This is a genomic window from Delftia tsuruhatensis NBRC 16741 (genome assembly GCF_001571325.1).
GTDB lineage: Bacteria > Pseudomonadota > Gammaproteobacteria > Burkholderiales > Burkholderiaceae_C > Comamonas > Comamonas tsuruhatensis.
The window spans coordinates 25,379-50,299 of the sequence record NZ_BCTO01000018.1 but is presented as its reverse complement, the minus strand read 5'-3'; the positions used below and the strand labels follow the sequence as shown (position 1 = coordinate 50,299).

Genomic DNA, 24,921 nt, shown 5'->3' with positions numbered 1-24,921 from the left:
CCCGGCCGGCTTTTCGATTGACCGTGAATGCGAGCTCAAGGCCGCCGACGAATCCAAGGCCGTGGTGCGCTATGCGCGCCATCCGCTGGACATCGACGAGGTGCGCCAGCACATCGAGCACGGCAAGCTGCCCACGCGCCTGGCGCTGACCTGGGACGACCGCGTGAGCTTTGTGCTGACCGAGGGCCTGCAGATCCGCAAGATCGCGCTGCTCGATGCCGTGATGGAAGGCCAGTCGCAGGACGACGGCGGCTTCGATGCCGACGTGGCGATTGCCACGGGCGAGCTGTCCAGGCTCATCCCCGATCTGATCGAGGCGTTGGGCGGGGAAGGGCGCACGGGCCTGGGCCAGGATCTTCCCGCATCGCTGCAGACGCCTGCTGCCCACGCTCCCGCGACGGCACCGCGCGCAGCGGCATCGGGCCGTGGTGCGCTGACGGGGCCGGCCACGGCACCCGTGGACACGGCGCCTGAAGAAGCGCCGTTCTGAGCCAGCAGCAAGGCACCCGGGCCGGCAATGTTTCATGTGAAACATCGCCACGCCCCCAGGGCGCTCAGACCCTTTCGAAGATGGCTGCGATGCCCTGGCCGCCGCCTATGCACATGGTCACCAGCGCATAGCGGCCGCCCGTGCGCTGCAGTTCGGCGATGGCCTTGGTGGTGATGATGGCGCCCGTGGCGCCGACCGGGTGGCCCAGCGAGATGCCCGAGCCGTTGGGATTGACCTTGGCCGGGTCCAGCGCCAGTTGCTGGATCACGGCGCAGGCCTGGGCCGCAAAGGCCTCGTTGGCCTCGATGACGTCCATGTCTGCAATCTTCAGGCCCGTGCGCTGCAGCACCTTCTGCGTAGCCGGCACGGGGCCTATGCCCATGTAGGCGGGGTCCACGCCGGCATGGGCGTAGCCCACCAGGCGCGCCAGCGGCTTCAGTCCCAGGGCAGCCACGCGATCGCCTGCGGCCAGTGCCACGGCGGCGGCACCGTCGTTGATGCCCGAGGCATTGCCGGCCGTCACGGTGCCGCCTTCCTTGCGGAAGGCCGGCTTCATGGCGCTGAGCACTTCGATGGTGGTGGCCGCGCGCACATGCTCGTCGGTGTCGAAGACCACGACGCCCTTGCGCGTGGCGATTTCCACGGGAACGATCTGCTCCTTGAAGTGGCCGGCCGCGATGGCAGCGGCCGCGCGCTGGTGGCTGGCCGCTGCCAGTTCATCCTGCATTTCACGGCTGATGTGGTAGCGCTCGGCCACGTTCTCGGCCGTGATGCCCATGTGCATCTTCTGCCAGGGATCGTGCAGGATGCCCAGCATGTAGTCGATGCTCTTGGCGTCGCCCATGCGCGCGCCCCAGCGGGCGGCCTGGTCGAAGTAGGGGCCGCGGCTCATGGACTCGCTGCCGCCGCCGATGGCCACGTCGCAATCGCCCAGCGCAATGGCCTGGGCGGCCGAGACGATGGCCTGCAGGCCGGAGCCGCACAGCCGGTTGACGTTGAAGGCCGGCGTCTCGATGGGGCAGCCCGCATCGATGGCGGCCACGCGCGAGAGGTAGGCGTCCTTGGTATCGGTGGGGATCACATTGCCCATGACCACGTGGCCGACGGCGTCGGGCGCCAGGCCCGCGCGCTCCATGGCCGCCTTGACGGCCGTGGTGGCCAGCTGGGTGTTGGGTACGTCCTTGAGGCTGCCGCCGAAGGTGCCGATGGCGGTGCGCGCAGTGCCGACGACGAAGACGTCGCGTAGGGTCATGGTGAAGCTCCTCGAAGCGATGAACACGGGGGTGGCTTGCATTGTGCCGGGCGGGCGCAGTCTTGCGCAGCCACCTCGGTGTCAGGCATGGATGGTCCCCTGCCCGCCGATCCTCACAGGCCCTTACCGGCCTTCGAATTGCGGCGCCTGCTTGGCGTGGAACGCCGCAATGCCGCGCGGCAGGTCGGCCGTGCGCGCACAGGCATCGAAGGCGCAGGCCTCGGCGGCCAGCTGGTCGCGCAGGCTGCGGTCCAGGCCCGCGCGCATGAGGCGGCGCATATGGCCCAGCGCCACCGTGGGACCGGCGGCCAGGCGTTGGGCCAGCTGCTGCACGGCGGCGTCGAGTTCGGCGCGCGGCAGGACGCGGTTGATGAGGCCCAGGCGCTGCGCTTGGGCGCAGTCCAGGGTCTCGCCCAGCATGGCGATCTCCAGCGCGTTGCGCAGGCCCACGATGCGCGGCAGCGCCCAGGAGGCGCCCACGTCGCAGCTGGCGCCCAGGTTGATGTAGGCCAGGTTGAAGCGTGTGCCCTCGGCCGCGCAGACGAAGTCGGCCTGCAGCATCAGCGACAGGCCTGCGCCTGCCGCCGCGCCATGCACCTTGGCGATGACGGGCGCATCAAGCTGGCCCAGCAGCGCCACGGCCTCGTTGAGCGGCGCCAGCAGCTCGGCCGCGCCGCGCACGGGGTCGGCGGCCAGCGTGTCCAGGTCGCCGCCCGCCATGAAGGCGCGGCCCGCGCCTTCCAGCACCACGCAGCGCAGCGCGCGGTCCTGGGCCAGGGCGCGCACGGCGTCGCGCAGCGCCAGCGCCATGGGCACGTCGATGGCGTTGAGGGCGGCGGGGCGGTGGAAGGTCAGCGTGGCGATGGCGCCTTCGCGCTGCAGCCGCAGCGGGGTGTCTTGCGTATCGGTCATGGGAGCGGATCAGTGGTACAGGGCGTCGATTTCGGCGGCGTAGGTCTTGTAGATGGAAGAACGGCGCACCTTCATCGTGGCCGTGACTTCGCCATCGTCGTGGTCCAGCTCCTTGGTCAGCAGATGGAAGCGCCGCACATGCGAGACCTGGGCCAGGCGCGCATTGCCCTGCGCGATCTCGGCCTCGATGAGCGCGCGCACCTCGGGCATCTCGGCCAGGGAGCGGAAATGCGTGAAGGCAATGCGCCGCGCCTGTGCCCATTGGCCCACGGTCTCGTAGTCGATCTGAACCAGCGCGCCCACGAACTTGCGGCCCTCGGCCACGACGATGCACTCCTTGATGAAGGGGCTGGCCTTCATGGTGTTCTCGATCTCCGAGGGCGTGAGGTTCTTGCCGCCGGCGGTGATCATGATGTCCTTGAGGCGGTCCACGATGCGCAGCTGGCCGCCCTGCAGGCGCACCACGTCGCCCGTGTGCAGCCAGCCGTCCTGGATGCTTTGCGCCGTGGCCTCGGGGTTCTTGTAGTAGCCCGCGAAGACCATGTCGCCCTTGATCTGCAGTTCGCCGCTGTCGTCACCCTCGTGGCCCGCGCTGCTGCCGAGGCTGGCAATGCGCCATTGCACGCCTTCGGTGGCCACGCCCACGCTGCCCACGGACACGTCGTCCAGCCGGTGGCCCGTGACCATGCCCGTGGATTCGGTCAGGCCGTAGACCTCGATCAGCGGCACGCCCAGCGTGCGGAAAAAACGCACCACGTCGGGTGGTATGGGCGCGGCGCCGGTGAGTGCCACGCGCACCTGGCGCAGGCCGATGAAGTTCTGCAGTGCGCGCAGCACGCTCCAGTAGCTGGCGGCCCAGGTGAGGTGTTCGGCCAGGCTCCATTGCCTGCGGGGCTTTTCGGCCAGCGGCGCGCAGGCCGCCATGGCACGCCGGTAGAGCGTGCGGCGCAGCGGCCCGGTCTCCTGCATCTTGATGCTGATGGCCGCATGCAGCTTTTCCCAGATGCGCGGCACGCCCAGGAACATGTTGGGCGCGACTTCGCGCAGGTCTTCCTGCACCGTGCGGATGGACTCGCCGAAGTGCACCTGCGAGCCCAGGTAGACCGGCACGAAGCTGGTCAGCATCTGCTCGGCCACGTGGCACAGCGGCAGGTAGGACAGGTGGCGCGTGCCGCCATCCAGCCCCAGCCGCTCGGCAATGCCGGGCACCACGCCGCGGATGTTGCGGTAGGTGATCATGGCGCCCTTGGGCTTGCCGGTGGAGCCCGAGGTGTAGATCATCAGCCCCACGTCATCCAGCGTCTGGCGTGCCAGCGCCTCTTCGATGGGGGCGCGGCTGGCGGCCTGGGCGCCCAGGCGCTCGACCTCGTCGAAGGTGGTGATCAGGGCGCGCAGCTCGGGCGCAAGGCTGCGCAGGCCCTTGGTCTCCATGACGATGATTTTCTGCAGCTGCGGCAGCTCGGGCAGGGCGGCCAGCAGCTTGTCGGTCTGCTCCTGGTCCTCGCACACCATGATGGCGATGTCCGCGTGTCCGGCCACGTAGGCGACCTCGGGCGTGGGACTGGTGGGGTAGACGCCCACGGTGATGGCGCCGATCAGGCCCGCGCCCATCTGGGCCAGCACCCACTCGATGCGGTTCTCGGAGATCACGCCCATGTGGCCGCCTGGCGGCAGGCCCAGCTGCGCCAGGCCCAGCCCGAAGTGGCTGGCACGCTCGTGGTAGCGCGCCCAGCTGGTGGGCTTCCAGATGCCGAAGTCCTTTTGCCGTATGGCCACGCGCCGGGCATCGCTGCGCGCGCGTTCGGCCAGCATCTGGGGCAGGGTGAGTTCGGGAAGGTTCTTCATATCAATGACCCATCGCGCTGCCTGTGACACTGGCGTGCCCCCACACGGGAGCACCGAGGAAGGGCCGCCCCGCACCGAGGGTGCTGTCCCCCTCCCTCGCGAAGCGGGAGAGAGGGGGAAGGCGCGAAGCGACTCAGGGGGTGCTTCATGACAACCAGCGCTTGCGGCGCTTGTAGTGCTTCAGGTCGCGAAAACTTTTTGCCTCGCCGCCACCACCCATGCCCAGGTAGAACTCGCGCACGTCGGCATCCTGGGCCAGGCGTTCGGCCGGGCCGTCGATGACGATCTTGCCGTTCTCCATGATGTAGCCGCTGTGCGCCACGGCCAGGGCCACGGTGGCGTTCTGCTCGACCAGCAGCATGGAGGTGCCGCGCTCGGCATTGATGCGCGCGATGATGGTGAAGATGTCCTCCACCAGCTTGGGCGCCAGGCCCAGCGAGGGCTCGTCCAGCAGCATGAGCTGGGGCTCGGCGATCAGCGCGCGGCCAATGGCCAGCATCTGCTGCTCGCCGCCCGACAGGTAGCCGGCCAGGCCTTTGCGTCGCTCATGCAGGCGCGGGAAGTAGCTGTAGACCAGGTCGAAGTCGGGCTTGACTTGATGGCGGCCCGTGAGCGCGTAGGTCGCGGCCACGAGGTTTTCCTCCACCGTGAGGTCCTCGAACACGCGCCGGCCCTCCATCACATGCGACAGCCCCAGGCGCACCAGCTGCTGGGGCGCGTACTGCGCGGTGGACTGGCCGTTGTAGCGCACGCTGCCGCTGGCCAGCAGGCCGTCCTCCAGCGCCAGCAGTCCGGAGACGGCCTTGAGCGTGGTGCTCTTGCCCGCGCCGTTGCTGCCCAGCAGCGCCACGATCTGGCCGCGCGGCACGGCCAGCGACAGGCCCCGCAGGGCCTGCACGACCTTGTTGTAGATGACCTCGATGTTGTTGATTTCGAGGACCTTGTCCGTGGGCTGCTCGGTCATGTGCGGGCGTCTGTTCGGACGACGGTCAAAGTGCGATCCAGTCGGACGCAGGCAGCATCTTCTGCGCCTTCATGTCCGCCTTGTAGACGCGGCCCACGGGGATGGAATTGCCCTTGATGGTGATGGGCACGCCGATCAGTCCGCCCGTGTCGAAGTCCTTGATGGAGTTGAGCGCTGCCTTGAGGTTGGGGCCGGTGAGCGGCTTGCCCGCGTCCAGGCAACGCCTGGCCGATTCCACGAACAGCATGGCCGCCAGAAAGCCCTGGATATAGGCCGTGCTCTGGTACTCGGGGCGCAGCGCGCGGATCTTGTCCAGCATGGGCGCCTTGGCCGAGGTGTCGTAGTAGTAGCGGTAGGGCATGACGCCCATGAAGCCGTCGCCGGCCTCGCCCATCTTCATGACGGTGGAGCTGTCCATGGTCCAGAAGGTGCCCATCCATCGGCTGGTCATGCCCATCTGCTTGCCCTGCTGGATGAACTCGGGAATGGGCGCGAGGATGTAGCCGTGGAAGATGGTGTAGTCGGGCGCGGCGCAGCTTGATGACTTCGGTGGACACGTCCACGCTGCCGGGCGGCGTCATCAGCTTGGCCACCATGTTCAGGCCCAGCTTCTTGGCGGCCGCTTCGCTGGCCTCGATGGGGTCGCGGCCGAATTCGGAGTCGGAGTAGACGAAGGCCACCTTGGCGCCCGGCTTTTCCTTGGCGATGTGCTTGAGCAGGATGCCGAACATCTCCGTGTAGTCGGGCCCCACGAGGAACTGGTTCGGGTACTTGGCCGGGTTGTTGAGCTCGGTGGCGAAGGAGGCGCCCGCCATGAGGATGGCGCCGTTGCGGTCCAGCTCCGGATTGATGGTCTTGGAAAAGCCCGTGGAGTCGCCGTAGTAGAGGTTGACCTTGTTCTGGCTGGTGATCTTCTTGAACGCGGCCACCGAGACATCGACCTTGTAGCCCGTGTCCTCGGGCACGTAGCGGACCTTGCGGCCCTTGATGCCGCCGGCCTCGTTGACGATCTTCACGTAGTCGCCCATGCCGGCATTGATGCCCACGCCCGCGAAGGCGAACACGCCCGTCATGGGGATGGAGCCGCCGATCACAATGTCTTCGCCGCCAGCCTGGGCGCGGGCGGCCAGCGGCGCGGCCAGGCTGGCGCCGGCCGCCAGCAGCAGGCTGCGGCGGCGCGAGGAAGTCGTGTGTTGCTGCATGCTTGTCTCCTTTTGCTTGTCGTGCGCGGCGCCGCCTCAATTGCGGAAGGGCCACAGGTGGAAGAAGCGGCGCAGGCGCCGCCACATTTGTGCGAGCCCCTGCGGCTCGAAGACCAGAAAGACGATGATCAGCAGCCCGAACACCATGGTGCGCACGGGCGACAGGAAGACGGTGAGCTCGGAGCCGCCGGGCAGCAGGTCCACGATGAGCTTGAGCAGCTCCGGCACCATGGTCATGAAGACCGCGCCCAGGATGGAGCCCAGGATGGAGCCCATGCCGCCGACGATGATGGCTGCCAGAAAGAAGATGGACATCAAGAGCGGAAAGCTCTCAGGCGTGACCACGCGGAAGAAGTACGCCCACAGCCCGCCCGCCACGCCCGCGTAGAACGAGGACAGCCCGAACGACAGCAGCTTGTAGCGCAGCAGCGGTATGCCCAGCACCTCGGCCGAGATGTCGCGGTCGCGGATGGCGATGAAGGCGCGGCCTGTGCGCGTGCGAAACAGGTTGGCCGCGCCCAGCAGCATCAGCAGCGTGACCGGCACGATCACCCAGTACAGCCGGAACGACGTATCCAGCGCCACGCCGAACACCGTGGCCGGCTGCAGCGTCAGGCCCGCCGTGCCGCCCGTGAGCCTGAGGTTGGCGAACAGGAAATGGGCGATGAACGAGGCCGCGATGGTGGCAATCGCCAGGTACAGGCCCTTGACGCGCAGCGAGGGCAGGCCCACCACGATGCCGCCCAGCATGGCCACGAAGCCGCCCGCCAGCAGGTTGAACAGCACGGGCGTGCCCCAGCGCGCCTGCACGATGGCCACCGTGTAGGCGCCCAGTCCCATGAAGGCAGCCTGGCCCAGGCTCACCAGGCCCGTGTAGCCCGTGAGGATGTTCAGCCCCGTGGCGCTGGCCACGTTGATGCTGACCAGGCAGGCCAGGTACAGCCAGTAGTCGCTGGCCATGAAGGGGAACAGCAGCAGCAGCGCGCCGGCCACGGCCAGCCAGATGCGTTGCGTGCGGGAGTCGAACAGCGCCGCGTCGGCGATGTAGCTTTCCTTGAGGGTGCCTATGCGCATGCTGCCGTCCTTGCGAAACTGTCTAGAGCCGCTCGATCTCGTGCGTGCCGAACAGGCCGTAGGGCCTGAGCATCAGCACCACGACCAGCACGATGAAGGTGGCCAGCAGCTTGTATTCGCCGCCCAGGTAGGCGCCGGCCAGCGCCTCCACCAGGCCGATGAACAGGCCGCCGACCAGTGCGCCCAGCACGCTGTCCAGCCCGCCCACGATGACGACCACCAGCACCGACAGGCCGAACACGCCCATGCTCGACGAGATGCCGCCGATGGAGCCGACGATGATTCCCGACACGGCGGCGATCATGGCCGACACCACCCAGACCAGCGAGAACACGCGCGGCACGTTGATGCCCACCGAATAGGCCGCTGCCTGGTCGCTGGCCGTCGCACGCAGGGCCACGCCGCCGCGCCAGTAGCGGAACACCAGCAGCACGGCCGCGATGAAGACCACGGCCACGGCTGCGCCCCAGGCCACCTTGGGCGCGAGAAAGGCCTCGCCGATCATCACGGGCTGCGTGGGCATGAACTCGGGCAGGCGGCGCTGGTCGGCCGTCCAGATCAGCTCCACCAGGCCCACCAGCACCGAGGCCAGGCCCACGGTGACCATGAACACCGAGATCGGCGGCTCGCCCAGCAGCGGCCGGATCATGGTGCGCTCGATCAGCGCGCCCAGCAGCCCCGTGCCCAGCACGGCGGCGGGAATGGCCAGCCACAGCGGCAGCGCGAACATGGCCGCGAAGGTGAAGAACAGGTAGGCGCCCACCATCAGCAGCTCGCCGATGGCGATGTTGACCACGCGCGTGGCCTTGTAGACCACCACGAAGGCCAGCGCGGCCAGCGCATACAGGCCGCCGCCGGCCAGGCCCGTGAGGGCAATCTCGAACAGGTAGGCCCAGTCCATCATGCGGCTTCCTGTGCCAGGGCAGGCTGCGGCGTGGCGGGCTCCGGCCGGGCGGACGCGCCGCGCAGCCGGCGCCGCAGCTCGCCCACATCACCGGCGCCCAGGTAGGCCCGGTTCACCTCGGGATCGGTCTGCACCACGGCGGGCGTGCCCTGGGCGATGACCTGGCCGAAGTTGAGCACCACCACATGGTCGGACAGGTCCATGACCATGCCCATGTCGTGCTCCACCATGAGCACGGTCACGCCCCATTCGGCGCGCACGTCCAGGATGAAGCGCGCCATGTCCTCGGTCTCCTCGCGGTTCATGCCGGCCACGGGCTCGTCCAGCATCAGGATGCGCGGCTGCATGGCCAGGGCGCGCGCCATCTCCACGCGCTTTTGCAGGCCGTAGGACAGGGCGGCCACGGGCGCATGTCGGATGTGGTCTATCTCCAGGAAATCGATGATGCGCTCCTCGATGTCGCGGCGCAGCTCGGCCTCTTCGCGGCGAGCGCGGCCCAGGTAGAGCAGGGCATCGAACACGTTGGTGCGCAGGTGGGCGTGGCGGCCCAGCTTGATGTTGTCCAGCACCGTCATGCCCCGGAACAGCGCAATGTTCTGGAAGCTGCGCCCCAGGCCCAGCCGCGCGCGGCGCGGCGCCGGCACGCGCGTGATGTCCTCGCCCTGGAAGCGGATGGAGCCGCCCGTGGGCCGGTAAAAGCCCGAGATGGTGTTGAACAGCGACGTCTTGCCCGCGCCGTTGGGACCGATCACGGCCGTGATCGAGCCGGGCTGCACATCGAAGCCCACGCCCGACAGCGCCTTCACTCCGCCAAAGGCGAGCGTGATGCCATCGACCTGCAGCAAGGGGGCGGGCGGGCCGCCGTCGGGGTGTGTCTCCATGGCTGTCTCGTGCGTTGGTTCGTCGAGCCGGGCAGGAGCCTACTGGTGCGTAGACTGCTTACTTTGGAGTAGATTCTGGTTGTCGCCCACCGCATGCAGCATCGGTGATTTCCCCGGTGCGACCGCCGCCATGAAGCCATCGAGCCCTGAAACCAAGACCCGACCCAGCCCCAGCCCCAGCCCCGGAACCCGCGCCCGCAAAGGCCGTGCGGCGCCCGCCGTGGACTCGCCCTGGAGCGGCACGCCCGACCGCGAGCAGCAGCGCGAGGCCAAGCGCCAGGCCGTGCTGCAGGCCGCCGCGCAGCTGTTCAACGAGCGCGGCTTCTCCGCCACCTCGCTGGACGACATCGCCGCGCGGCTGGGCGTGAGCAAGCCCACGCTGTACTACTACGTCAAGAACAAGGACGAGATCCTGCTGCAGTGCGTGAACCAGGGCCTGGCCATGACGCTGGAAGGCATCGAGGCCTCGCGCCGCGCAGGTGGCCAAGCCGTGGACCAGCTGCGCGCCTGCATGCAGGTCTATGCGCGCATCGTCACCATGGACTTCGGCATGTGCCTGATCCGTGTCGGCGACGAACAGGTCCCCCCCGACAGCCGCCGCGAACTGCGCCGCCAGAAGGCCGCCATAGACCAGGCCTTCCGGCGCCTGGTGGCCGCTGGCGTGCAGGAGGGCTCCCTGGCCCCCTGCGACCCCAAGATGACGGCCTTCGTGATTGCCGGCGCGCTCAGCTGGATAGGCCGCTGGTACCAGCCCGGCGGCCAGTACTCGGCCGAGGAAGTGGCGCAGCAGTGCATTGATACCTTGATGGGGGGGGTGTTGCGCAGGGCGGAGCCTGCTCGGCGCGCGGCCCCCGCAAAGCGCGCGGCAAACCCTTCCAAGGATTGAGCCGAAGCCGCACATGCCCGCAGAGCTTTGGTTCTATAGAGGTGTTTCCAAGAGCCTAAAAGAGCCTCCGGCAATTTTGGGGCGCTTTATAAGTCGTTGTGGGGAAACAGTTTTTCGCACTCTCTAAAAGAGGCTAAAGAACTTGGCATCTTTTGGACTCATAGACCGGTCTTGATGCCACGGCCCAAACGCTGCAGATATCAATCCGACAAATGCCATCGTGCCCAACGGCGCGCACCCATCAGCTGGAGGCGCCCCTCATTGCGCAGCTCTTTCAGCAAATCCTGAACGGCACTCATTGGCAAGGACGGCAGCACCTGCCGCAGTTCGGCCAGCGCAGCGCCATGCTCTCTGTGCTTTGTGAGGTGTTTGAGCAGCAGCGCCTTGTTGGTCTCTCTGTCCAGGCCGCGTTGCCGGGTATGCGTTCCTTTGGCGCCCAAAGACGCATACAAGGCCTCGGACAGGATGTAGCGCGTCCCTTTGCCTCGACCTATGGATTCCACCGCTCCCGCCGCCAGCAGGCCTGCAAGGCGTTCCCTCAAAGGGGCAGACAGCGGCTTTTCCTGTTGCAGGCATTCCAGCGCGAGGTAGTCCAATGTCGAGAAGCTGCTCAGCTTCTCTTCGCCGAGGTGCTCCATGAAGCGTACGAAGGCCGGGTTGCGCACCCCACCTTCCAGGGTCAGCCGTACTTCGTGGGCGGATGTTCCCGCAAGGCTGGGCAGGGGCTTGCCTTGTCGCACGGCGCTTTCCACCATCAGGTTCAGGCCTTGACCAGAGCGCTCGATCAAGCCGCAGCGGGCGAGGGCTTCGGCGAGTCTGCGATTGCGCGGATTCTGTTGATCAATGATGTTCTCGGGCGTGATTCCGGGAGGCAGCCCTCCCGGGCTGATCACCTCCAGCCGCTTGGAAAATTGCCTGACGAAAATCGAGCCACCCAAGCGATAGTCCCGATGGGCAACCGCGTTCAGGAGCGCTTCCCGGACCGGAACCTCGGCAAATGTCGGCAGGTCCATGCGGAAAAAGTCGTCCTGGTAGCTTTGGCGGTCATTGCGCAAGTTGATCTTTTTCCAGAGCGCGTCCTGCCACGCAAAAAAGCCCTCTCGAAATTCCTCGCGATCGGCAGCCGGTCCTGCAGCTTCGGACGACCGGTATTCAAATACCAGCTCCGCCTGGGCCAACCATCTTGTCAGAGCCGCTCTTTTGCCGAACAGGATGAGCGCGGCATAGCTCACCTGATTGCCTTCTACGAGCAACTCTGCATCCCGCAAGGTCTGTTCGTCGCCCAGTTCGCGTCTGCGAGGGGTATTGCCTTTGCGAGCCCAGCGCTCCCGGAACAATGCAATGGATGACGGCTCCAGATCCTCCAGCGTGGCCCCTGGGCATGGCTGTGCCGAGAAGTCGGGGCCGGTTTCATCGAAGATGGCCCGCAGTTCTTGCGCGCTCATTGCCGCCAGATCATCGCCGGCCCGTTTGAGAAAGCTGCCGTCGATCTGCCATGCCGTGCCGGGCAGCCGGGAGGGCACACGCACAACCAGCACACGGCCTTGCGGCAGGCGCAGTTCCTCAACAGGGATACGGTGGCCCAGTCTCTGGTGCAATCCGGCCTCGGTGCGGCCCGGGTCTTCGAACGCCTGCGTACCTACGATGAGGCGAGGTCGTTTGTCGGTCACACCCAGCACGATGGCGCCGCCGCCTTCGTTGGCCAGGGCTACGCAGTACTTGAGCAGTTTTTCAAAGTCATAACGCTGCTTGGCTTCCTTGAACTCAAGCCGCTGACCTTCAGGCTCAAGCAACCATTGGTGAAGCTGGGTGGGCGTGGTGAGCATGACCACAGCTTAAATTAAGCGCCGCTTCCCACTGTGTCGGGCGCCGCCAGATCATCCAATATCGGGCAGTCCGGCCGGTCGTCGCCGTGGCAGCATTGCACCAGGGTCTTGAGCGTGCGCTGCATGGCCTGCATGGCGGCGATGCGCTCGGTCAGTGCGTCGATGTGGCGCTGGGCGATGTCCTTGACCTGGCTGCTGGCACGGCTCTTGTCCTGCCACAGGCCCAGCAAGGTGGCGATCTCGTCCATGGAGAAACCGAGGTCGCGGGCGCGGCGGATGAAGCGCAGGGCGTGCACGTCGGACTCGGCGTACTGGCGGTAGCCGCCGTCCGTGCGGTGCATGGGCGGCAGCAGGCCCTGGGCTTCGTAGTGGCGCACCATGCGCGCCGAGACACCGGCGCGGCGCGCGGCCTCGCCGATGGAGACGGGCCAGTGCTGTGCTTGGGCGGACATGGTGCGTGTCACTCCGGGGACTCAGGCGACCTTGTAGCCTTCTTCGGCGATGGCCGCGCCCAGCGCCTCGCGGCTGGCGCTGCTGTCGACTTCCACGCGCTGGGCTGCGCGATCGATTTTTACCTGGGCCTGGTCATCCACGCCCTGCACGGCCTGGGTGACGGCGCGTTCGCAGTGGCCGCAGGTCATGCCCTGCACGGTGAAAACATGTTGCATTTCTAGCTCCTGGTTGGGGCGCGCCGAAGTGGCGCAAGCCATGGACGGCATGTTGAACCCTGACACCATGGCAAGGTCAAGCGCCTGGCTGGGCAAGGGTTGATTTGGCCCAACTCGATGTGAGTCGGCCGGCTCAATGATCCGCTGCAATGGCCGATAGATCGAAAAGAGCCGTGAATATGCAAAAACCGTCATAGACCATTGGCGATCATCTGACAAACTGCAACAATTTGTATTTACGTTGGCGCTATGCATTTGGAGACCGTGCGTGCGCCCTGACTGACAGAGAGGAAAACGGTCATGAACTTGTTGGGAATGATGCGGGCTTTCACGATCCGCACGCGGATGCTGGGTGCCATCGCCATGGTGCTGGTGCTGCTGGGTCTGCTGGGCGGAGCCGGGATGCTGGGCATGTTCCGCATCCATGGCATGAGTCAGCAGTTCATGCATACCTCGTACGCCAAGATGGGCTACATGGTGGAGTTGCGCGCCGAGCTGGGCGCGGTGCGCGCCCATGAAAAGGACATGATCATCCAGTACGAGCGTGCCGACGAGGTGCGCAAGGCCCACGGGCAGTGGCTGGCGGCCATCGAGCGCGTCAAGGCCGTGGCGGGGCGTTTTCTGAAGGACGAGGACCCTGCCGACGATGCCATCGTCAGCGGCATCTCCGACCGTGTGGACCGCTACCGCCAGCAGTTCGAGCACATTGCGCGCCAGCTGGAGGCCGGTGGCTACGACACGGCCACCACGGCCAACCGCATGAGCGGCAAGGCCATGGCCGAGGTGGCCGAGGTCGAAAAGCTCATCGCCCAGCTCGACCAGCTGCTGCGCCAGCAGGTCGATGCCATGGCCGCCGAGGAGCAGGGCGTGGCCGAGCAGACGCAGTGGATCTTCGTCGCCGCCGTGGTGCTCACGGTGCTGGTGGTGGTGCCGCTGACGCTGATGAACATGCTGTCCATCTGCCGCCCCCTGGTGCAGGCGCGCCAGACGGCGCTGACCATCGCCCAGGGCGACCTGTCGCAGAGCGTGAAGGTGGAGGGCAAGGACGAGGTGGCCGACCTGCAGCGCGCGCTGGACCAGATGCAGCAGAGCCTGGGCTCCATGGTGACCCAGGTGCGCGATGCCAGCGGCAACATCGCCACGGCCAGCCAGGAGATCGCCACGGGCAACCAGGACCTGTCCTCGCGCACAGAGCAGACGGCCAGCAATGTGCAGGAGACCGTGGCCTCGCTGTCCCAGCTCACGGCCACGGTGCAGCAGACGGCATCGTCCTCGCAGCTGGCCAACCAGCTGGCGGCCTCTGCCTCGACCACGGCCACGCGCGGTGGCGACGTGGTGGCCCAGGCCGTGGTGAGCATGCAGGAGATCACGACCTCCAGCCGCAAGATCGGCGACATCATCGGCCTGATCGACTCCATCGCCTTCCAGACCAACATCCTGGCGCTGAACGCCGCCGTGGAAGCGGCGCGCGCCGGCGAGCAGGGCCGCGGCTTTGCCGTGGTGGCGGCCGAGGTGCGATCCCTGGCCCAGCGCTCGGCCCAGGCGGCCAGCGAGATCAAGGCGCTGATCCAGACCAGCGTGCAGGCCGTGGACGTGGGCGTGCGCCAGGTCGAGGACGCGGGCAAGACCATGAAGGAGATCGTGGACAGCGTGCAGCGCGTGGGCGACATCATTGGCGAGATCACGGCGGCTTCCAGCGAGCAGTCGGGCGGCATCGGCCAGGTCAACCAGGCCGTGGGCGACATCGACCGCATGACGCAGCAGAACGCAGCCCTGGTCGAGGAATCAGCCGCCGCTGCCGAGTCGCTGCGCGAGCAGGCCGCGCGCCTGGCGCAGGTGGTGGGCCAGTTCCGCATTGCCGGTGCGGCCGTGGCATCCATGGGCTCGCATGCTTCCTACGGCCGTCCCTCCCAGGGCCAGCCCAGCCTGGCACCGGCCGCAGGCCGCGCCTCGCTGGCCTCTGGCCGTGACACGCGCGAGACCCAGCTGCTGGAACACGCCTGAGATAGCGGACGCAGGGACAGGGGCCCGGCCCCTGTTCCACATGAATCGTCTGGATAAAAAAAGCGGAGTGCGATGCACTCCGCTTTTTGTTTGTGCGGCCGCCAATCAGGCCTGGCGCGCGAACGGGTAGTCGATATAGCCCTCTGCGCCGCCGCCGTAGAACAGGCTGGAGTTCCAGGGGTTCAGCGGCAGGTCGTCGTGCAGGCGGTGGACCAGGTCGGGATTGGAGATGAAGGCCTTGCCGAAGGCCACGATATCGGCGTGGCCGCTTTCCACGGCGCGCAGGGCCATGTCGCGGTCATAGCCGTTGTTGACCATCCAGGCGCCCTGGCCACCGGCCTGGCGGTAGGCGGATTTGAGGGCCGCGTAGTCGAAGGGCCGGTCCGGCAATTCACGCGGGCCACCGGTGGAGCCTTCGATGATGTGGATGTAGGCCAGGCCCAGCGGCGCCAGCTGGCGCACCACGTATTCGAACAGCGGCTGGGGATCGGCATCGGCGATGTCGTTGGCCGGCGTCACGGGCGACAGGCGTATGCCCACGCGGCCGCCGCCCACGGCATCGGCGGCGGCGCGCGTGCATTCGAGCAGCAGGCGGGCGCGGTTCTCGATGCTGCCGCCGTAGTCGTCATCGCGCCGGTTGGCTCCGGTCTTGAGGAACTGGTCCAGCAGGTAGCCGTTGGCGCCGTGCAGCTCCACGCCGTCGAAACCGGCCGTCTCCACGGCATTGCGCGCGGCCACGGCGAAGCTGTGGACGATGGCGGGAAGCTCCTGCTGGGCGAGCGCGCGCGGCGCAGAGGTGGGCACGAACTGGCCCTTGCCCGAGTCCTCGTCGATCACATAGGTCTTGGATCTGGCCGCCACCGGGGACGGTCCCACGGGCGCCTGGCCTTCGGGCTGCAGGGAGGTGTGCGAGACCCGGCCCACATGCCACAGCTGGGTGACGATGCGCCCGCCCTCCTTGTGCACGGCGTCGGTCACGCGCTTCCAGCCGTCGAGCTGCTCGCTGCCGTACAGGCCCGGCACATGGGCGTAGCCCTGGCCCTGGTGGCTGATGGCCGTGCCTTCGCTGATCAGCAGGCCGGCGCTGGCGCGCTGGGCGTAGTAGGTGACCATGATGTCGTTGGGCAGGGCCTGGGGTGCGCGGTTGCGCGTCAGCGGCGCCATGGCGATGCGGTTGGGCAGGCGCAGTTCGCCAGCCTGTATGGGTTCGAACAGAGAGGTCATGCAACGGGGCTTTCTGTGCGTGAAGCAAAAGCGCCGCCCGTGCGGGCGGCGCGGCGTACGGCACAGATTACGCCCATGGAGTCAATCGTGCAGGCCAGGGATTTGCGCGCTGTCGTGCAGGCGACGCCCGCATGCCGCATGGCCCGGCAGATGCGCGCGGCACCCGCCGAGGTGCAGCCGCGCATCCGCAGGCGCCAGGCCTGCGCCGCAGGCACCAAAGACAAAGGGCCGGCCGGTTCCACACCAGCCGGCCCCGTCAGGCCTTGAGCGCAGCAGCGCGGCGCTGCTTACTTGAGCAGGCCTTCGGCCTTCATCGCGGCCTGCACGGCAGGGCGGGCCAGCACGCGCTCGCGGTAGGCCAGGAGGTTGGTCAGCTCGGAGATGTCCACGCCCACGAACTGGGCCCAGCCCGTCACGGTGAACAGGTAGGCGTCGGCCACGGTGAACTGCTCGCCCATCAGGTAGTCGCGGCCATTGAGCTCGCCGTCCACCCACTTGAGGCGGTCCAGCACGCGCTGGCGCACCACGGGCTTGTAGTCGTCGGGTGTGGCGGGGTTGAACAGGGGACCGAAGCCCTTGTGCAGCTCGGTGCCGATGAAGTTCAGCCACTCCTGCAGGTGGTAGCGGGCCATGGTGCCGTTGGCCGGGGCCAGCTTCTTCTCGGGGACCAGATCGGCCAGGTACTGGACGATGGCCGGGCCTTCATGCAGCGTGTCGCCGTCGTCGAGCACGAGGAAGGGAACATAGCCCAGCGGGTTGATGCCGTAGTAGTCCGTGCCGTCCTGCAGCTTGTGCGTCTTGGTGCTGGCCAGGACCGGCTCGTAGGCCAGGCCTGCCTCGTGCAGGACGATGTGGGGAGACAGAGAGCAGGCGCCAGGGCTGTAGTAGAGCTTCATGGTGGATGGCTTCCGATCAGGGTAAGAAAGACAAGCGCCCATGCTAACCCCATGTGGCGGGGCTGCGCATGATGGGACCGCGCTGGCGCCAGGGTTCAGGCCGACAGGCGCTGTGCAGCCCAGAGCACCTGTTCCAGCACGGCCTTCATGCCCTGCTGGTCCTGTGATCGCTGCAGGCGGCCGGCGTCGTCGAATGCCTGGCCTGCCTGGCCCACGGCGTGGCTCACGGGCGCCAGCCAGCACTGCAGGTTCAGCAGCAGCGGCGCCAGGTGCGACTGGGCGCGCAGGCCGCCCAGGCCGCCGGGCGAGGCGCTGGCCATGCCCACGACCTTGCCGCGAAAGGGCAGGGTGCCATCGGACCAGACCGGATCACCGGCCACGGGGCTGGAAGCCCAGTCGATGGCGTTCTTGAGCAGGGCAGGGTAGCTGCCGTTGTACTCGGGCGAGCAGATCAGCCAGGCCGGGTGGCTGTGCAGCGCGGCCTTGAAGCGCAGCACGTCGGGCGGCGTGCCGCTGGCCTCCAGGTCGGCGTTGTACATGGGGATGTCGAAATCCGACAGCTCCAGCAGCGTGGGCTGGGCGCCCAGTTCGCGCGCCATGTCGGCGGCGGCGGCGGCCAGGCGCCGGTTGTGCGATTGTTGGCGGGTACTGCCCGCGAAGATGAGTATCTGCATGGCCGCCATTGCATCACAGGCCCTGCACATGTTTCTTGCAAGCGGGCCGCGTTGCGGGCGGCGGCGCGCAGCATCCTGCGGAGAATGCGGCCGCCCGCCGCCCTGTTTCACGTGGAACACCGGCACAGTACCGGCCCGGTGGCAGGGCCGGCCGACCCCTTGCAAGGCACTGGTGCGGCAAAGGTGGGAAAATCGCGGGTTCCCCGCTGGGTTCCCCTCGCTACATGAACGAGGGCCACCTGCCATGAGCGCCGGAGCGTGAGTGCTCCGTGTCGGGGGCTTGGGCCGGGCAGGCCCCCGGAGTGATAAGCATGTTGTACCCACAGGAATTTGATGTGATCGTGGTCGGTGGCGGCCACGCCGGCACCGAGGCCGCGCTGGCCGCTGCGCGCATGGGCTGCAGGACGCTGCTGCTGAGCCACAACATCGAGACCCTGGGCCAGATGAGCTGCAATCCCAGCATCGGCGGGATCGGCAAGGGCCATCTGGTCAAGGAAGTGGATGCGCTGGGCGGCGCCATGGCGCTGGCCACCGATATCGGCGGCATACAGTTCCGCATCCTCAACAGCTCCAAGGGCCCGGCCGTGCGTGCCACGCGCGCCCAGGCCGACCGCATTCTCTACAAGGCCGCCATCCGCGACATGCTGGAGAACCAGCCCAACCTGTGGCTGTTCCAGCAGGCGGTGGACGACCTCATGGTCGAAGGCGACCGCGTGGTGGGCGCCGTCACGCAGGTCGGCGTGCGCTTTCGCAGCCGCACCGTGGTGCTCACGGCGGGTACCTTCCTGGACGGCAAGATCCACGTGGGCCTGAACAACTACGCGGCAGGCCGCGCGGGCGACCCGCCGGCCGTCAGCCTGTCGTCGCGGCTCAAGGAGCTGCAGCTGCCCCAGGGGCGCCTGAAGACCGGCACGCCGCCGCGCCTGGATGGCCGCAGCATCGACTTCTCGCAGTGCGAGGAGCAGCCCGGCGACGGCATGCCCGGCGGTGTCAACGAAGGCGTGCTGCCGGTGTTCAGCTTCATCGGCAATGCGGCCATGCACCCGCGCCAGATGCCCTGCTGGATCACCCACACCAACGAGCGCACGCACGACATCATCCGCAGCGGCTTTGACCGCAGCCCCATGTTCACGGGCAAGATCGAGGGCGTGGGCCCGCGCTACTGCCCCAGCGTCGAGGACAAGATCAACCGCTTTGCCGACAAGGAAAGCCACCAGATCTTCCTGGAGCCCGAAGGCCTGACCACCAACGAGTTCTATCCCAACGGCATCTCCACCAGCCTGCCCTTCGACATCCAGTACGAACTGGTGCGCAGCATGAAGGGGCTGGAGAACGCGCACATCCTGCGTCCCGGCTACGCCATCGAGTACGACTACTTCGATCCGCGCTCGCTCAAGAGCAGCTTCGAGACGCGCCAGATCCAGGGCCTGTTCTTCGCGGGCCAGATCAATGGCACGACCGGCTACGAGGAAGCGGCGGCCCAGGGCCTGTTCGCCGGCCTCAACGCCGCGCTGCAGTGCCGCGGCCAGGAAGCCTGGCTGCCGCGCCGCGACGAGGCCTACCTGGGCGTGCTGGTCGATGACCTGATCACCAAGGGCGTGACCGAGCCCTACCGCATGTTCACCAGCCGCGCCGAGTTCCGTCTGCAGCTGCGCGAGGACAACGCCGACATGCGCCTGACCGAAGCGGGCCGCGCCATGGGCCTGGTGGACGATGCGCGCTGGGATGCCTTCAGCCGCAAGCGCGATGCTGTTTCACGTGAAACAGAGCGCCTGAAGTCCACCTGGGTCAATCCGCGCATCGTCGCGCCCGAGGAATCGGAGCGGGTGCTGGGCAAGTCCATCGAGCGTGAATACAACCTGTTCGACCTGCTGCGCCGCCCCGATGTGGGCTACGGCAAGCTGATGAGCCTGAACGAGGGCCGCTATGCCTCGGCCGATGTGCAGCCCGATGTGCTGGGCGATCTCAGCGCCTCCGTCGTCGAGCAGGTGGAGATCGCGGCCAAGTACGCAGGCTACATCGACCGCCAGAAGGACGAGGTGCAGCGCGCCGCCCACTTCGAGAACCTGCGCCTACCGGCCGAGCTGGACTATATGCAGGTGCCGGCCCTGTCCTTCGAGGTGCGCCAGTCGCTGCAAAAGCACAGGCCCGAGACGCTGGGCCAGGCATCGCGCATGTCGGGCGTGACGCCAGCGGCGATCTCCCTGCTCATGGTGCACCTGAAGAAGGGGGGCTTCCGCGGCTTTGCCCCTGATGTGACAGACGCGAAGGGCGAGGAGGCATCCGCATGAGCCAGGAACTGCGCGCTCCTCTCGAGGCCGGCCTGCGGGCGCTGGGCCTGGAGCTTTCCCCTGCCCAGGTCGATACGCTGATGGAATTCCAGGCCCTGCTGGGCAAGTGGAACAAGGTCTACAACCTCACGGCAGTGCGTGATCCGCAGGAAATGCTGACCCACCACCTGCTCGACAGCCTGGCCGCCGTGCCGCCCCTGCAGCGCCATCTGGCCCAGATGCCTGCGCGCGCAGGGCGCACCGCCATGCTGGACGTGGGATCGGGCGGCGGCCTGCCCGGCGTGGTCTTTGCCGTCTGCTGCCCGCAGATCGACGTGCACTGCGTGGACACGGTGGGCAAGAAGGCGGCCTTCATCCAGCAGGCGGCGGCCACTCTGCGCCTGCCCAACCTGCGCGGCATCCACAGCCGCGTGGAGCAGCTGACCACGCGCTATCCGCTGATCAGCTGCCGTGCCTTTGCCTCGCTGGCGGACTTCACCAGCTGGTCGCGCCAGTCGCTGGAGGAGGGCGGCACATGGCTGGCCATGAAGGGCAAGCACCCCGACGAGGAAATCGCCGCGCTGCCTGCCGACGTGCAGGTGTTTCACGTGGAACCATTGAAGGTGCCGGGCCTGGATGCCGAGCGCTGCATCCTCTGGCTGCGCACTGCTGCAGCCTGATTTTTTTACCGAATAGCACACTGCCGCGTTGCGGCGGGGCCATGTTCCCCATGCGCTGGCCATGGCCCTCGCATAAACTCCCAGCTTTCATCGCTCAGGGGTCAGCATGTTCGGCATCTCCGATTTCAGCGCATTCGTTGTTGCCATTCTTCTGTTTTTGCTGATTCCGGGGCCGGGCAATCTGGCGCTGATCACCTCCACCGGCAAGGGCGGCATACGCGCCGGAATGGCGGCCTGCGCCGGCGTGCTGGCGGCCGACCAGGTGCTGATCTGGATGGCGGTGGCGGGCGTGGCCGCGCTGCTGGCCTCCTATCCCGCGGCCTTCCATGCCGTGCAGTGGCTGGGCGCCGCCTACCTGGGCTGGCTGGGTTTCAGGATGCTCACGGCCAGGCCCGGCGACAAGCCCGTGCTGCACATCGAGCCGCGCCACTACTTTCGCCAGGCCGGCCTGATCACCCTGATGAACCCCAAGTCCATCGTGTTCTACATGGCCTTCTTCCCGCTGTTCGTGGATCCCGCAAGCCACCAGGGCCTGCTCACGTTCGCGGTGATGGCGGCCACGGTGGCTGCTCTGACCTTTCTCTATTGCCTGATCGTGGTGCTGTTGACCGCGCATCTGGCCGAGCGCATGCGCGCCAATCCTGCGGTTTCCCGGGTTCTCGAAAAGACTGCGGGCGTGTTTCTGATCGGTTTTGGCCTCAAGCTGGCCATCGCCAAATAAGCGTGTAAATACCATGGCCAAAATCTTCTGTGTCGCCAATCAAAAGGGTGGGGTCGGCAAGACCACCACCGCCGTCAACCTTGCTGCGGGCCTGGCCAAGATCGGCCAGCGCGTGCTGATGATCGACCTGGACCCCCAGGGCAATGCCACCATGGGCTCGGGCGTGGACAAGCGCGCGCTGGAGCTGTCGGTCTACGACGTGCTGCTGGAGAACGCCAGCGTCAAGGAAGCCGCCGTGCGCTCCGAGGCCGTGGGCTATGACGTGCTGGGCGCCAACCGCGAACTCAGCGGCGCCGAGATCGAGCTGGTCACGCTGGAGCGCCGCAACGAGCGCCTGAAGGGCGCCCTCAGGGCGGCCGATGCCGACTACGACTTCGTGCTCGTGGACTGCCCGCCCAGCCTGTCCATGCTCACCCTGAACGGCCTGTGCGCGGCCCATGGCGTGGTCGTGCCCATGCAGTGCGAGTACTTCGCGCTCGAAGGCCTGACCGACCTGGTCAACACCATCAAGCAGGTGCACGCCAACATGAACCCCGACTTGCAGATCATCGGCCTGCTGCGCGTGATGTTCGACCCGCGCACCACGCTGCAGCAGCAGGTCAGCGACCAGCTCAAGGAGCACTTCGGCGACAAGGTATTCGACACCGTCATCCCGCGCAACGTGCGCCTGGCCGAGGCGCCCAGCTATGGCGTGCCCGGCGTGGTCTTCGACCCGGGCGCCAAGGGCAGCAAGGCCTTCATCGATTTCGCGCACGAGATGGTGCGCCGCATCAAGAAGATGTAGCCATGCAAGGTTCACATGAAACGGCAGGGCAGGGCGTGCCGACCGGGTGGGCTGCCGAGGACGTCTGGCTGCTGCCCGGCTGGCAGAACTCGGACGCCGGCCACTGGCAAAGCCGCTGGGAGCAGCGCCACGGCTACCGCCGCCTGGAGCAAAACGACTGGGACCGTCCGCTGCGCGGCGACTGGAGCGCCAGGCTGCAGGAGACGGTGCTCGACGCGCCGCGCCCGGTGGTGCTGGTGGCCCACAGTCTGGGCTGCATCCTTGTGGCGTGGTGGGCTGCGCATTCGCCGCTGGCCGCCCGCAAGGTGCGTGGCGCGCTGCTGGTCGCCCCCGGCGATACCGAGCAGCCCCAGCTGCGCGAGCAATTGCCTGGCTGGTCGCCCGTGATGATGCAGCGCCTGCCGTTTGCCTCCATCGTGGTCGGCAGCAACAACGATATCTATTGCAGCGCGCAGCGCGTGCAGACCCTGGCCGATGCCTGGGGCGCGCGCTTTGTCGATGCAGGGCCTTCGGGCCATCTCAACACGGCCAGCGGGCTGGGCGACTGGGACAGCGGACACGCGCTGCTGGCGTCGCTTTGACAAGGACAACACCATGGTGACCAAGAAACCCAAGGGACTGGGACGCGGACTCGAAGCCCTGCTCGGCCCCAAGGTCCACGACAAGGAAGAGGCCGGCGGCCCCGTGGCCGAGACCGGGCTGCCCAGCATCCTGCAGCTGGACGTGATGGTGCCCGGCCAATACCAGCCGCGCACCCACATGGACGAGGGCGCGCTCTACGAGCTGGCCGAAAGCATCAAGGCCCAGGGCATCATGCAGCCCATCCTGGTGCGCCGCCTGGCCAAGGGCGAACACGCCGGCAAATACGAAATCATCGCGGGCGAGCGGCGCTTTCGCGCAGCCCGCATCGCCGGCCTGGCCGAGGTGCCGGTGCTGGTGCGCGAGGTGCCCGACGAGGCCGCCGCCGCCATGGCGCTGATCGAGAACATCCAGCGCGAGGACCTGAACCCGCTGGAAGAGGCCCAGGGCCTGTCGCGCCTGGTCAAGGAATTCGGCCTCACGCACGAGCAGGCGGCCCAGGCCGTGGGACGCTCGCGCAGCGCGGCCACCAACATCCTGCGCCTGCTGAACCTGGCCGACCCGGTGCAGACCATGCTCATGGCCGGCGACATCGACATGGGCCATGCGCGCGCCCTGCTGTCGCTGGACCGCGCGGCCCAGATCACGGCCGGCAACCAGATCGCGGCCAAGAAGCTGTCGGTGCGCGAGGCCGAGGCCCTGGTCAAGAAGATCGGCGCCGACTTCAGCCTGGTGCGCCAGAAGTCCAAGAAGGAAGGCAAGACGCGCGACATCAAGCGCGTGGAGGAAGAGCTGTCCGACCTGCTCATGGCCGATGTCGAGGTGCGCATCAAGAAGTCCGTGCGCCGGGGCGGCAAGCTGCAGGAAATGGGCGAAGTGGCGATCCAGTTCGGCTCGCTCGATGCGCTCAACGGGCTGATCGAACGTTTGCGCGGCGATGCACCCGAGTGATGACAACAGCTTGTAACCGTCTGTGATCTGTCGTTCTCCAGCAAAGCAGCGCTTTTTCGCGAGGGTGAATCCCGGTATATTTGCGCGCTGTTATGCGGGGTAATTGTGTGTAATCGCTGACTGGCGACGCTGCCAGTGCGTGGACGCCATTGCCCTGGCGCTGATTCACCTAGACCAGACCAAGAGGATTACAACGTGAAGAAGTATCTTGCCCTGACTGCCATCGCCGCCGTGGCGCTGACCGGCTGCGTGACCACCGACATGCGCATGGGTTCGCCGGAAGCCAAGACCGTGGCCACGGGCGCCGCGGGCGGTGCCAGCGCCGAGAACGCCAACACCGAGCTGGAGCGCTGCGATTCCTCGCTGGGCACCATCTCCCTGGTCGAGAACCAGACCGCCGGCTGGTACACCATCCTCACCCAGCAGTACCGCCTGCCGCCCACCTCGCAGCTGCTGCGCCTGATGATCCAGCAGTCCAACTGCTTCATCGTCGTGGAACGCGGCGCGGCCGGCATGGGCGCCATGGCGCGTGAACGCGCGCTGATGGACTCGGGTGAAATGCGCGGCGGCAGCAACCTGGGCAAGGGCCAGATGGTGGCCTCCGACTACGGCCTGTCCCCCGAAGTGATCTTCAACCAGAGCGATGCCGGCGGCATGGGCGGGGCCATCGGCGGCCGCGCCGGCGGCATCTTCGGCGCGCTGGCTGCAGCCACCAAGACCCGCGAGGCCTCGGTCATGCTGGCCCTGGTGGACAACCGTTCGGGCGTGCAGGTGTCGGCTTCCGAAGGCTCGTCCTCCAAGACCGACTGGGGCGGCATGGGCGCGCTGTTCGGCGGCTCCGCCGGCGCCTCGCTGGGCGGCTACACGCGCACGGCCGAAGGCAAGGTGATCGCCGCCGCCTTCATGGACGCCTACAACCAGATGGTGCGCTCGCTGCGCAACTACAAGGCGCAGACCGTCAAGGGCCAGGGCCTGGGCGGCGGTGGACGCCTGGGCGTGGACGGCGGTGCTGCACCGTCGCAGACATCGGCTCCGGGCGCCAATGCCGCCGGCATGTCGCTGCGCGCTGCCCAGCAAAAGCTCAATGCCCTGGGCTACACCGCAGGCACGCCTGACGGTGCCATGGGCAAGAACACCCAGAACGCCCTGCGCGAATTCCAGCGCGACCAGAGCCTGCCGCAGACCGGCCGCCTCGACCGTGCCACCTCGCAAGCACTGCAACAGCAATAAGCGG

At 67.3% G+C, this 24,921-nt stretch carries 23 protein-coding genes and 1 pseudogene; 10 read left to right on the top strand and 14 right to left on the bottom strand.

Going from position 1 to position 24,921, the window contains the following annotated elements:
* On the top strand, positions 1–490 hold a 490-nt coding region (rdgC, locus tag DTS01S_RS07990; RefSeq protein ID WP_169804690.1), incomplete at its 5' end, for a recombination-associated protein RdgC.
* 64 nt (positions 491–554) lie between these two features.
* On the opposite strand, the gene DTS01S_RS07985 is transcribed toward rdgC, so the two are convergent.
* The 8 genes and pseudogenes from DTS01S_RS07985 to DTS01S_RS07950 all read right to left on the bottom strand — a co-directional run bounded on the left by DTS01S_RS07985 (position 555) and on the right by DTS01S_RS07950 (position 9,524).
* The gene (locus DTS01S_RS07985) at positions 555–1,742 is read right to left on the bottom strand and encodes an acetyl-CoA C-acyltransferase family protein (RefSeq protein WP_061287549.1); all 1,188 of its coding nucleotides are present in this window, start codon (positions 1,740–1,742) and stop codon (positions 555–557) included.
* A 123-nt stretch (positions 1,743–1,865) separates the two neighbouring features.
* The gene (locus DTS01S_RS07980) at positions 1,866–2,654 is read right to left on the bottom strand and encodes an enoyl-CoA hydratase/isomerase family protein (protein WP_061287548.1); all 789 of its coding nucleotides are present in this window, start codon (positions 2,652–2,654) and stop codon (positions 1,866–1,868) included.
* A gap of 9 nt (positions 2,655–2,663) precedes the next feature.
* Positions 2,664–4,499, bottom strand: coding sequence for an AMP-dependent synthetase/ligase (locus tag DTS01S_RS07975; RefSeq protein WP_061287547.1), 1,836 nt, complete (start codon positions 4,497–4,499; stop codon positions 2,664–2,666).
* Between the two features lie 145 nt (positions 4,500–4,644).
* Positions 4,645–5,463, bottom strand: a complete 819-nt coding sequence (locus DTS01S_RS07970) for an ABC transporter ATP-binding protein (RefSeq protein ID WP_016447277.1) — start codon at positions 5,461–5,463, stop codon at positions 4,645–4,647.
* 25 nt (positions 5,464–5,488) lie between these two features.
* Positions 5,489–6,665, bottom strand: a pseudogene (locus DTS01S_RS07965) (ABC transporter substrate-binding protein).
* Positions 6,666–6,701: 36 nt separating this feature from the next.
* Positions 6,702–7,739, bottom strand: coding sequence for a branched-chain amino acid ABC transporter permease (locus DTS01S_RS07960; RefSeq protein WP_034365427.1), 1,038 nt, complete (start codon positions 7,737–7,739; stop codon positions 6,702–6,704).
* Positions 7,740–7,761: 22 nt separating this feature from the next.
* On the bottom strand, positions 7,762–8,643 hold the full coding sequence (locus DTS01S_RS07955) for a branched-chain amino acid ABC transporter permease (RefSeq protein WP_061287546.1): 882 nt from the start codon (positions 8,641–8,643) through the stop codon (positions 7,762–7,764).
* On the bottom strand, positions 8,640–9,524 hold the full coding sequence (locus tag DTS01S_RS07950; protein ID WP_061287545.1) for an ABC transporter ATP-binding protein: 885 nt from the start codon (positions 9,522–9,524) through the stop codon (positions 8,640–8,642). Before DTS01S_RS07950 ends, DTS01S_RS07955 begins: the two co-directional genes overlap by 4 nt.
* Before the next feature lie 130 nt (positions 9,525–9,654).
* Between DTS01S_RS07950 and DTS01S_RS07945 the strand changes: the two genes are divergently transcribed.
* Positions 9,655–10,410 (top strand): TetR/AcrR family transcriptional regulator, encoded by a 756-nt coding sequence (locus tag DTS01S_RS07945; RefSeq protein WP_061287551.1) that lies wholly within the window; start codon positions 9,655–9,657, stop codon positions 10,408–10,410.
* Positions 10,411–10,610: 200 nt separating this feature from the next.
* On the opposite strand, the gene DTS01S_RS07940 is transcribed toward DTS01S_RS07945, so the two are convergent.
* The 3 genes from DTS01S_RS07940 to DTS01S_RS07930 are packed head-to-tail and all read right to left on the bottom strand — an operon-like array spanning position 10,611 to position 12,904.
* On the bottom strand, positions 10,611–12,236 hold the full coding sequence (locus DTS01S_RS07940) for an ATP-binding protein (protein WP_016447283.1): 1,626 nt from the start codon (positions 12,234–12,236) through the stop codon (positions 10,611–10,613).
* Positions 12,237–12,250: 14 nt separating this feature from the next.
* A complete protein-coding gene (gene cueR, locus DTS01S_RS07935) occupies positions 12,251–12,688 on the bottom strand; it encodes a Cu(I)-responsive transcriptional regulator (RefSeq protein WP_016447284.1) in 438 nt (145 codons plus the stop codon).
* A 21-nt stretch (positions 12,689–12,709) separates the two neighbouring features.
* A complete protein-coding gene (locus tag DTS01S_RS07930; protein WP_012201975.1) occupies positions 12,710–12,904 on the bottom strand; it encodes a heavy-metal-associated domain-containing protein in 195 nt (64 codons plus the stop codon).
* Positions 12,905–13,204: 300 nt separating this feature from the next.
* Between DTS01S_RS07930 and DTS01S_RS07925 the strand changes: the two genes are divergently transcribed.
* Positions 13,205–14,908, top strand: coding sequence for a methyl-accepting chemotaxis protein (locus DTS01S_RS07925; protein WP_016447285.1), 1,704 nt, complete (start codon positions 13,205–13,207; stop codon positions 14,906–14,908).
* A 105-nt stretch (positions 14,909–15,013) separates the two neighbouring features.
* Here DTS01S_RS07925 and DTS01S_RS07920 read toward each other — a convergent pair whose 3' ends face one another.
* The 3 genes from DTS01S_RS07920 to DTS01S_RS07905 all read right to left on the bottom strand — a co-directional run bounded on the left by DTS01S_RS07920 (position 15,014) and on the right by DTS01S_RS07905 (position 17,711).
* On the bottom strand, positions 15,014–16,132 hold the full coding sequence (locus DTS01S_RS07920) for an alkene reductase (RefSeq protein ID WP_017405069.1): 1,119 nt from the start codon (positions 16,130–16,132) through the stop codon (positions 15,014–15,016).
* Between the two features lie 287 nt (positions 16,133–16,419).
* A complete protein-coding gene (gene gstA, locus DTS01S_RS07910; RefSeq protein ID WP_013799958.1) occupies positions 16,420–17,028 on the bottom strand; it encodes a glutathione transferase GstA in 609 nt (202 codons plus the stop codon).
* Positions 17,029–17,123: 95 nt separating this feature from the next.
* Positions 17,124–17,711 carry an NADPH-dependent FMN reductase gene (locus DTS01S_RS07905; RefSeq protein ID WP_017405070.1) on the bottom strand — a complete coding sequence of 196 codons (588 nt, stop codon included), beginning with the start codon at positions 17,709–17,711 and terminating at the stop codon, positions 17,124–17,126.
* 302 nt (positions 17,712–18,013) lie between these two features.
* Here DTS01S_RS07905 and mnmG point away from each other — a divergent pair, with 302 nt between their 5' ends.
* The 7 genes from mnmG (at position 18,014) to DTS01S_RS07870 (ending at position 24,917) form a co-directional block, all read left to right on the top strand.
* A complete protein-coding gene (mnmG, locus tag DTS01S_RS07900) occupies positions 18,014–19,993 on the top strand; it encodes a tRNA uridine-5-carboxymethylaminomethyl(34) synthesis enzyme MnmG (RefSeq protein WP_017405071.1) in 1,980 nt (659 codons plus the stop codon).
* Positions 19,990–20,652, top strand: a complete 663-nt coding sequence (gene rsmG, locus DTS01S_RS07895; protein ID WP_016447289.1) for a 16S rRNA (guanine(527)-N(7))-methyltransferase RsmG — start codon at positions 19,990–19,992, stop codon at positions 20,650–20,652. The genes mnmG and rsmG overlap by 4 nt, the downstream gene beginning before the upstream one ends.
* A gap of 106 nt (positions 20,653–20,758) precedes the next feature.
* Entirely contained in the window at positions 20,759–21,373 is a 615-nt protein-coding gene (locus DTS01S_RS07890; protein WP_016447290.1) for a LysE family transporter, read from the top strand.
* Between the two features lie 13 nt (positions 21,374–21,386).
* Complete coding sequence (locus DTS01S_RS07885) at positions 21,387–22,157, top strand: ParA family protein (protein ID WP_016447291.1); 771 nt, start codon at positions 21,387–21,389, stop codon at positions 22,155–22,157.
* A 2-nt stretch (positions 22,158–22,159) separates the two neighbouring features.
* The gene (locus DTS01S_RS07880) at positions 22,160–22,738 is read left to right on the top strand and encodes an RBBP9/YdeN family alpha/beta hydrolase (RefSeq protein WP_017405073.1); all 579 of its coding nucleotides are present in this window, start codon (positions 22,160–22,162) and stop codon (positions 22,736–22,738) included.
* Between the two features lie 13 nt (positions 22,739–22,751).
* Positions 22,752–23,687 carry a ParB/RepB/Spo0J family partition protein gene (locus DTS01S_RS07875; RefSeq protein WP_016447293.1) on the top strand — a complete coding sequence of 312 codons (936 nt, stop codon included), beginning with the start codon at positions 22,752–22,754 and terminating at the stop codon, positions 23,685–23,687.
* Positions 23,688–23,882: 195 nt separating this feature from the next.
* Entirely contained in the window at positions 23,883–24,917 is a 1,035-nt protein-coding gene (locus tag DTS01S_RS07870; RefSeq protein ID WP_016447294.1) for a peptidoglycan-binding domain-containing protein, read from the top strand.
* Positions 24,918–24,921 lie beyond the last annotated feature (4 nt).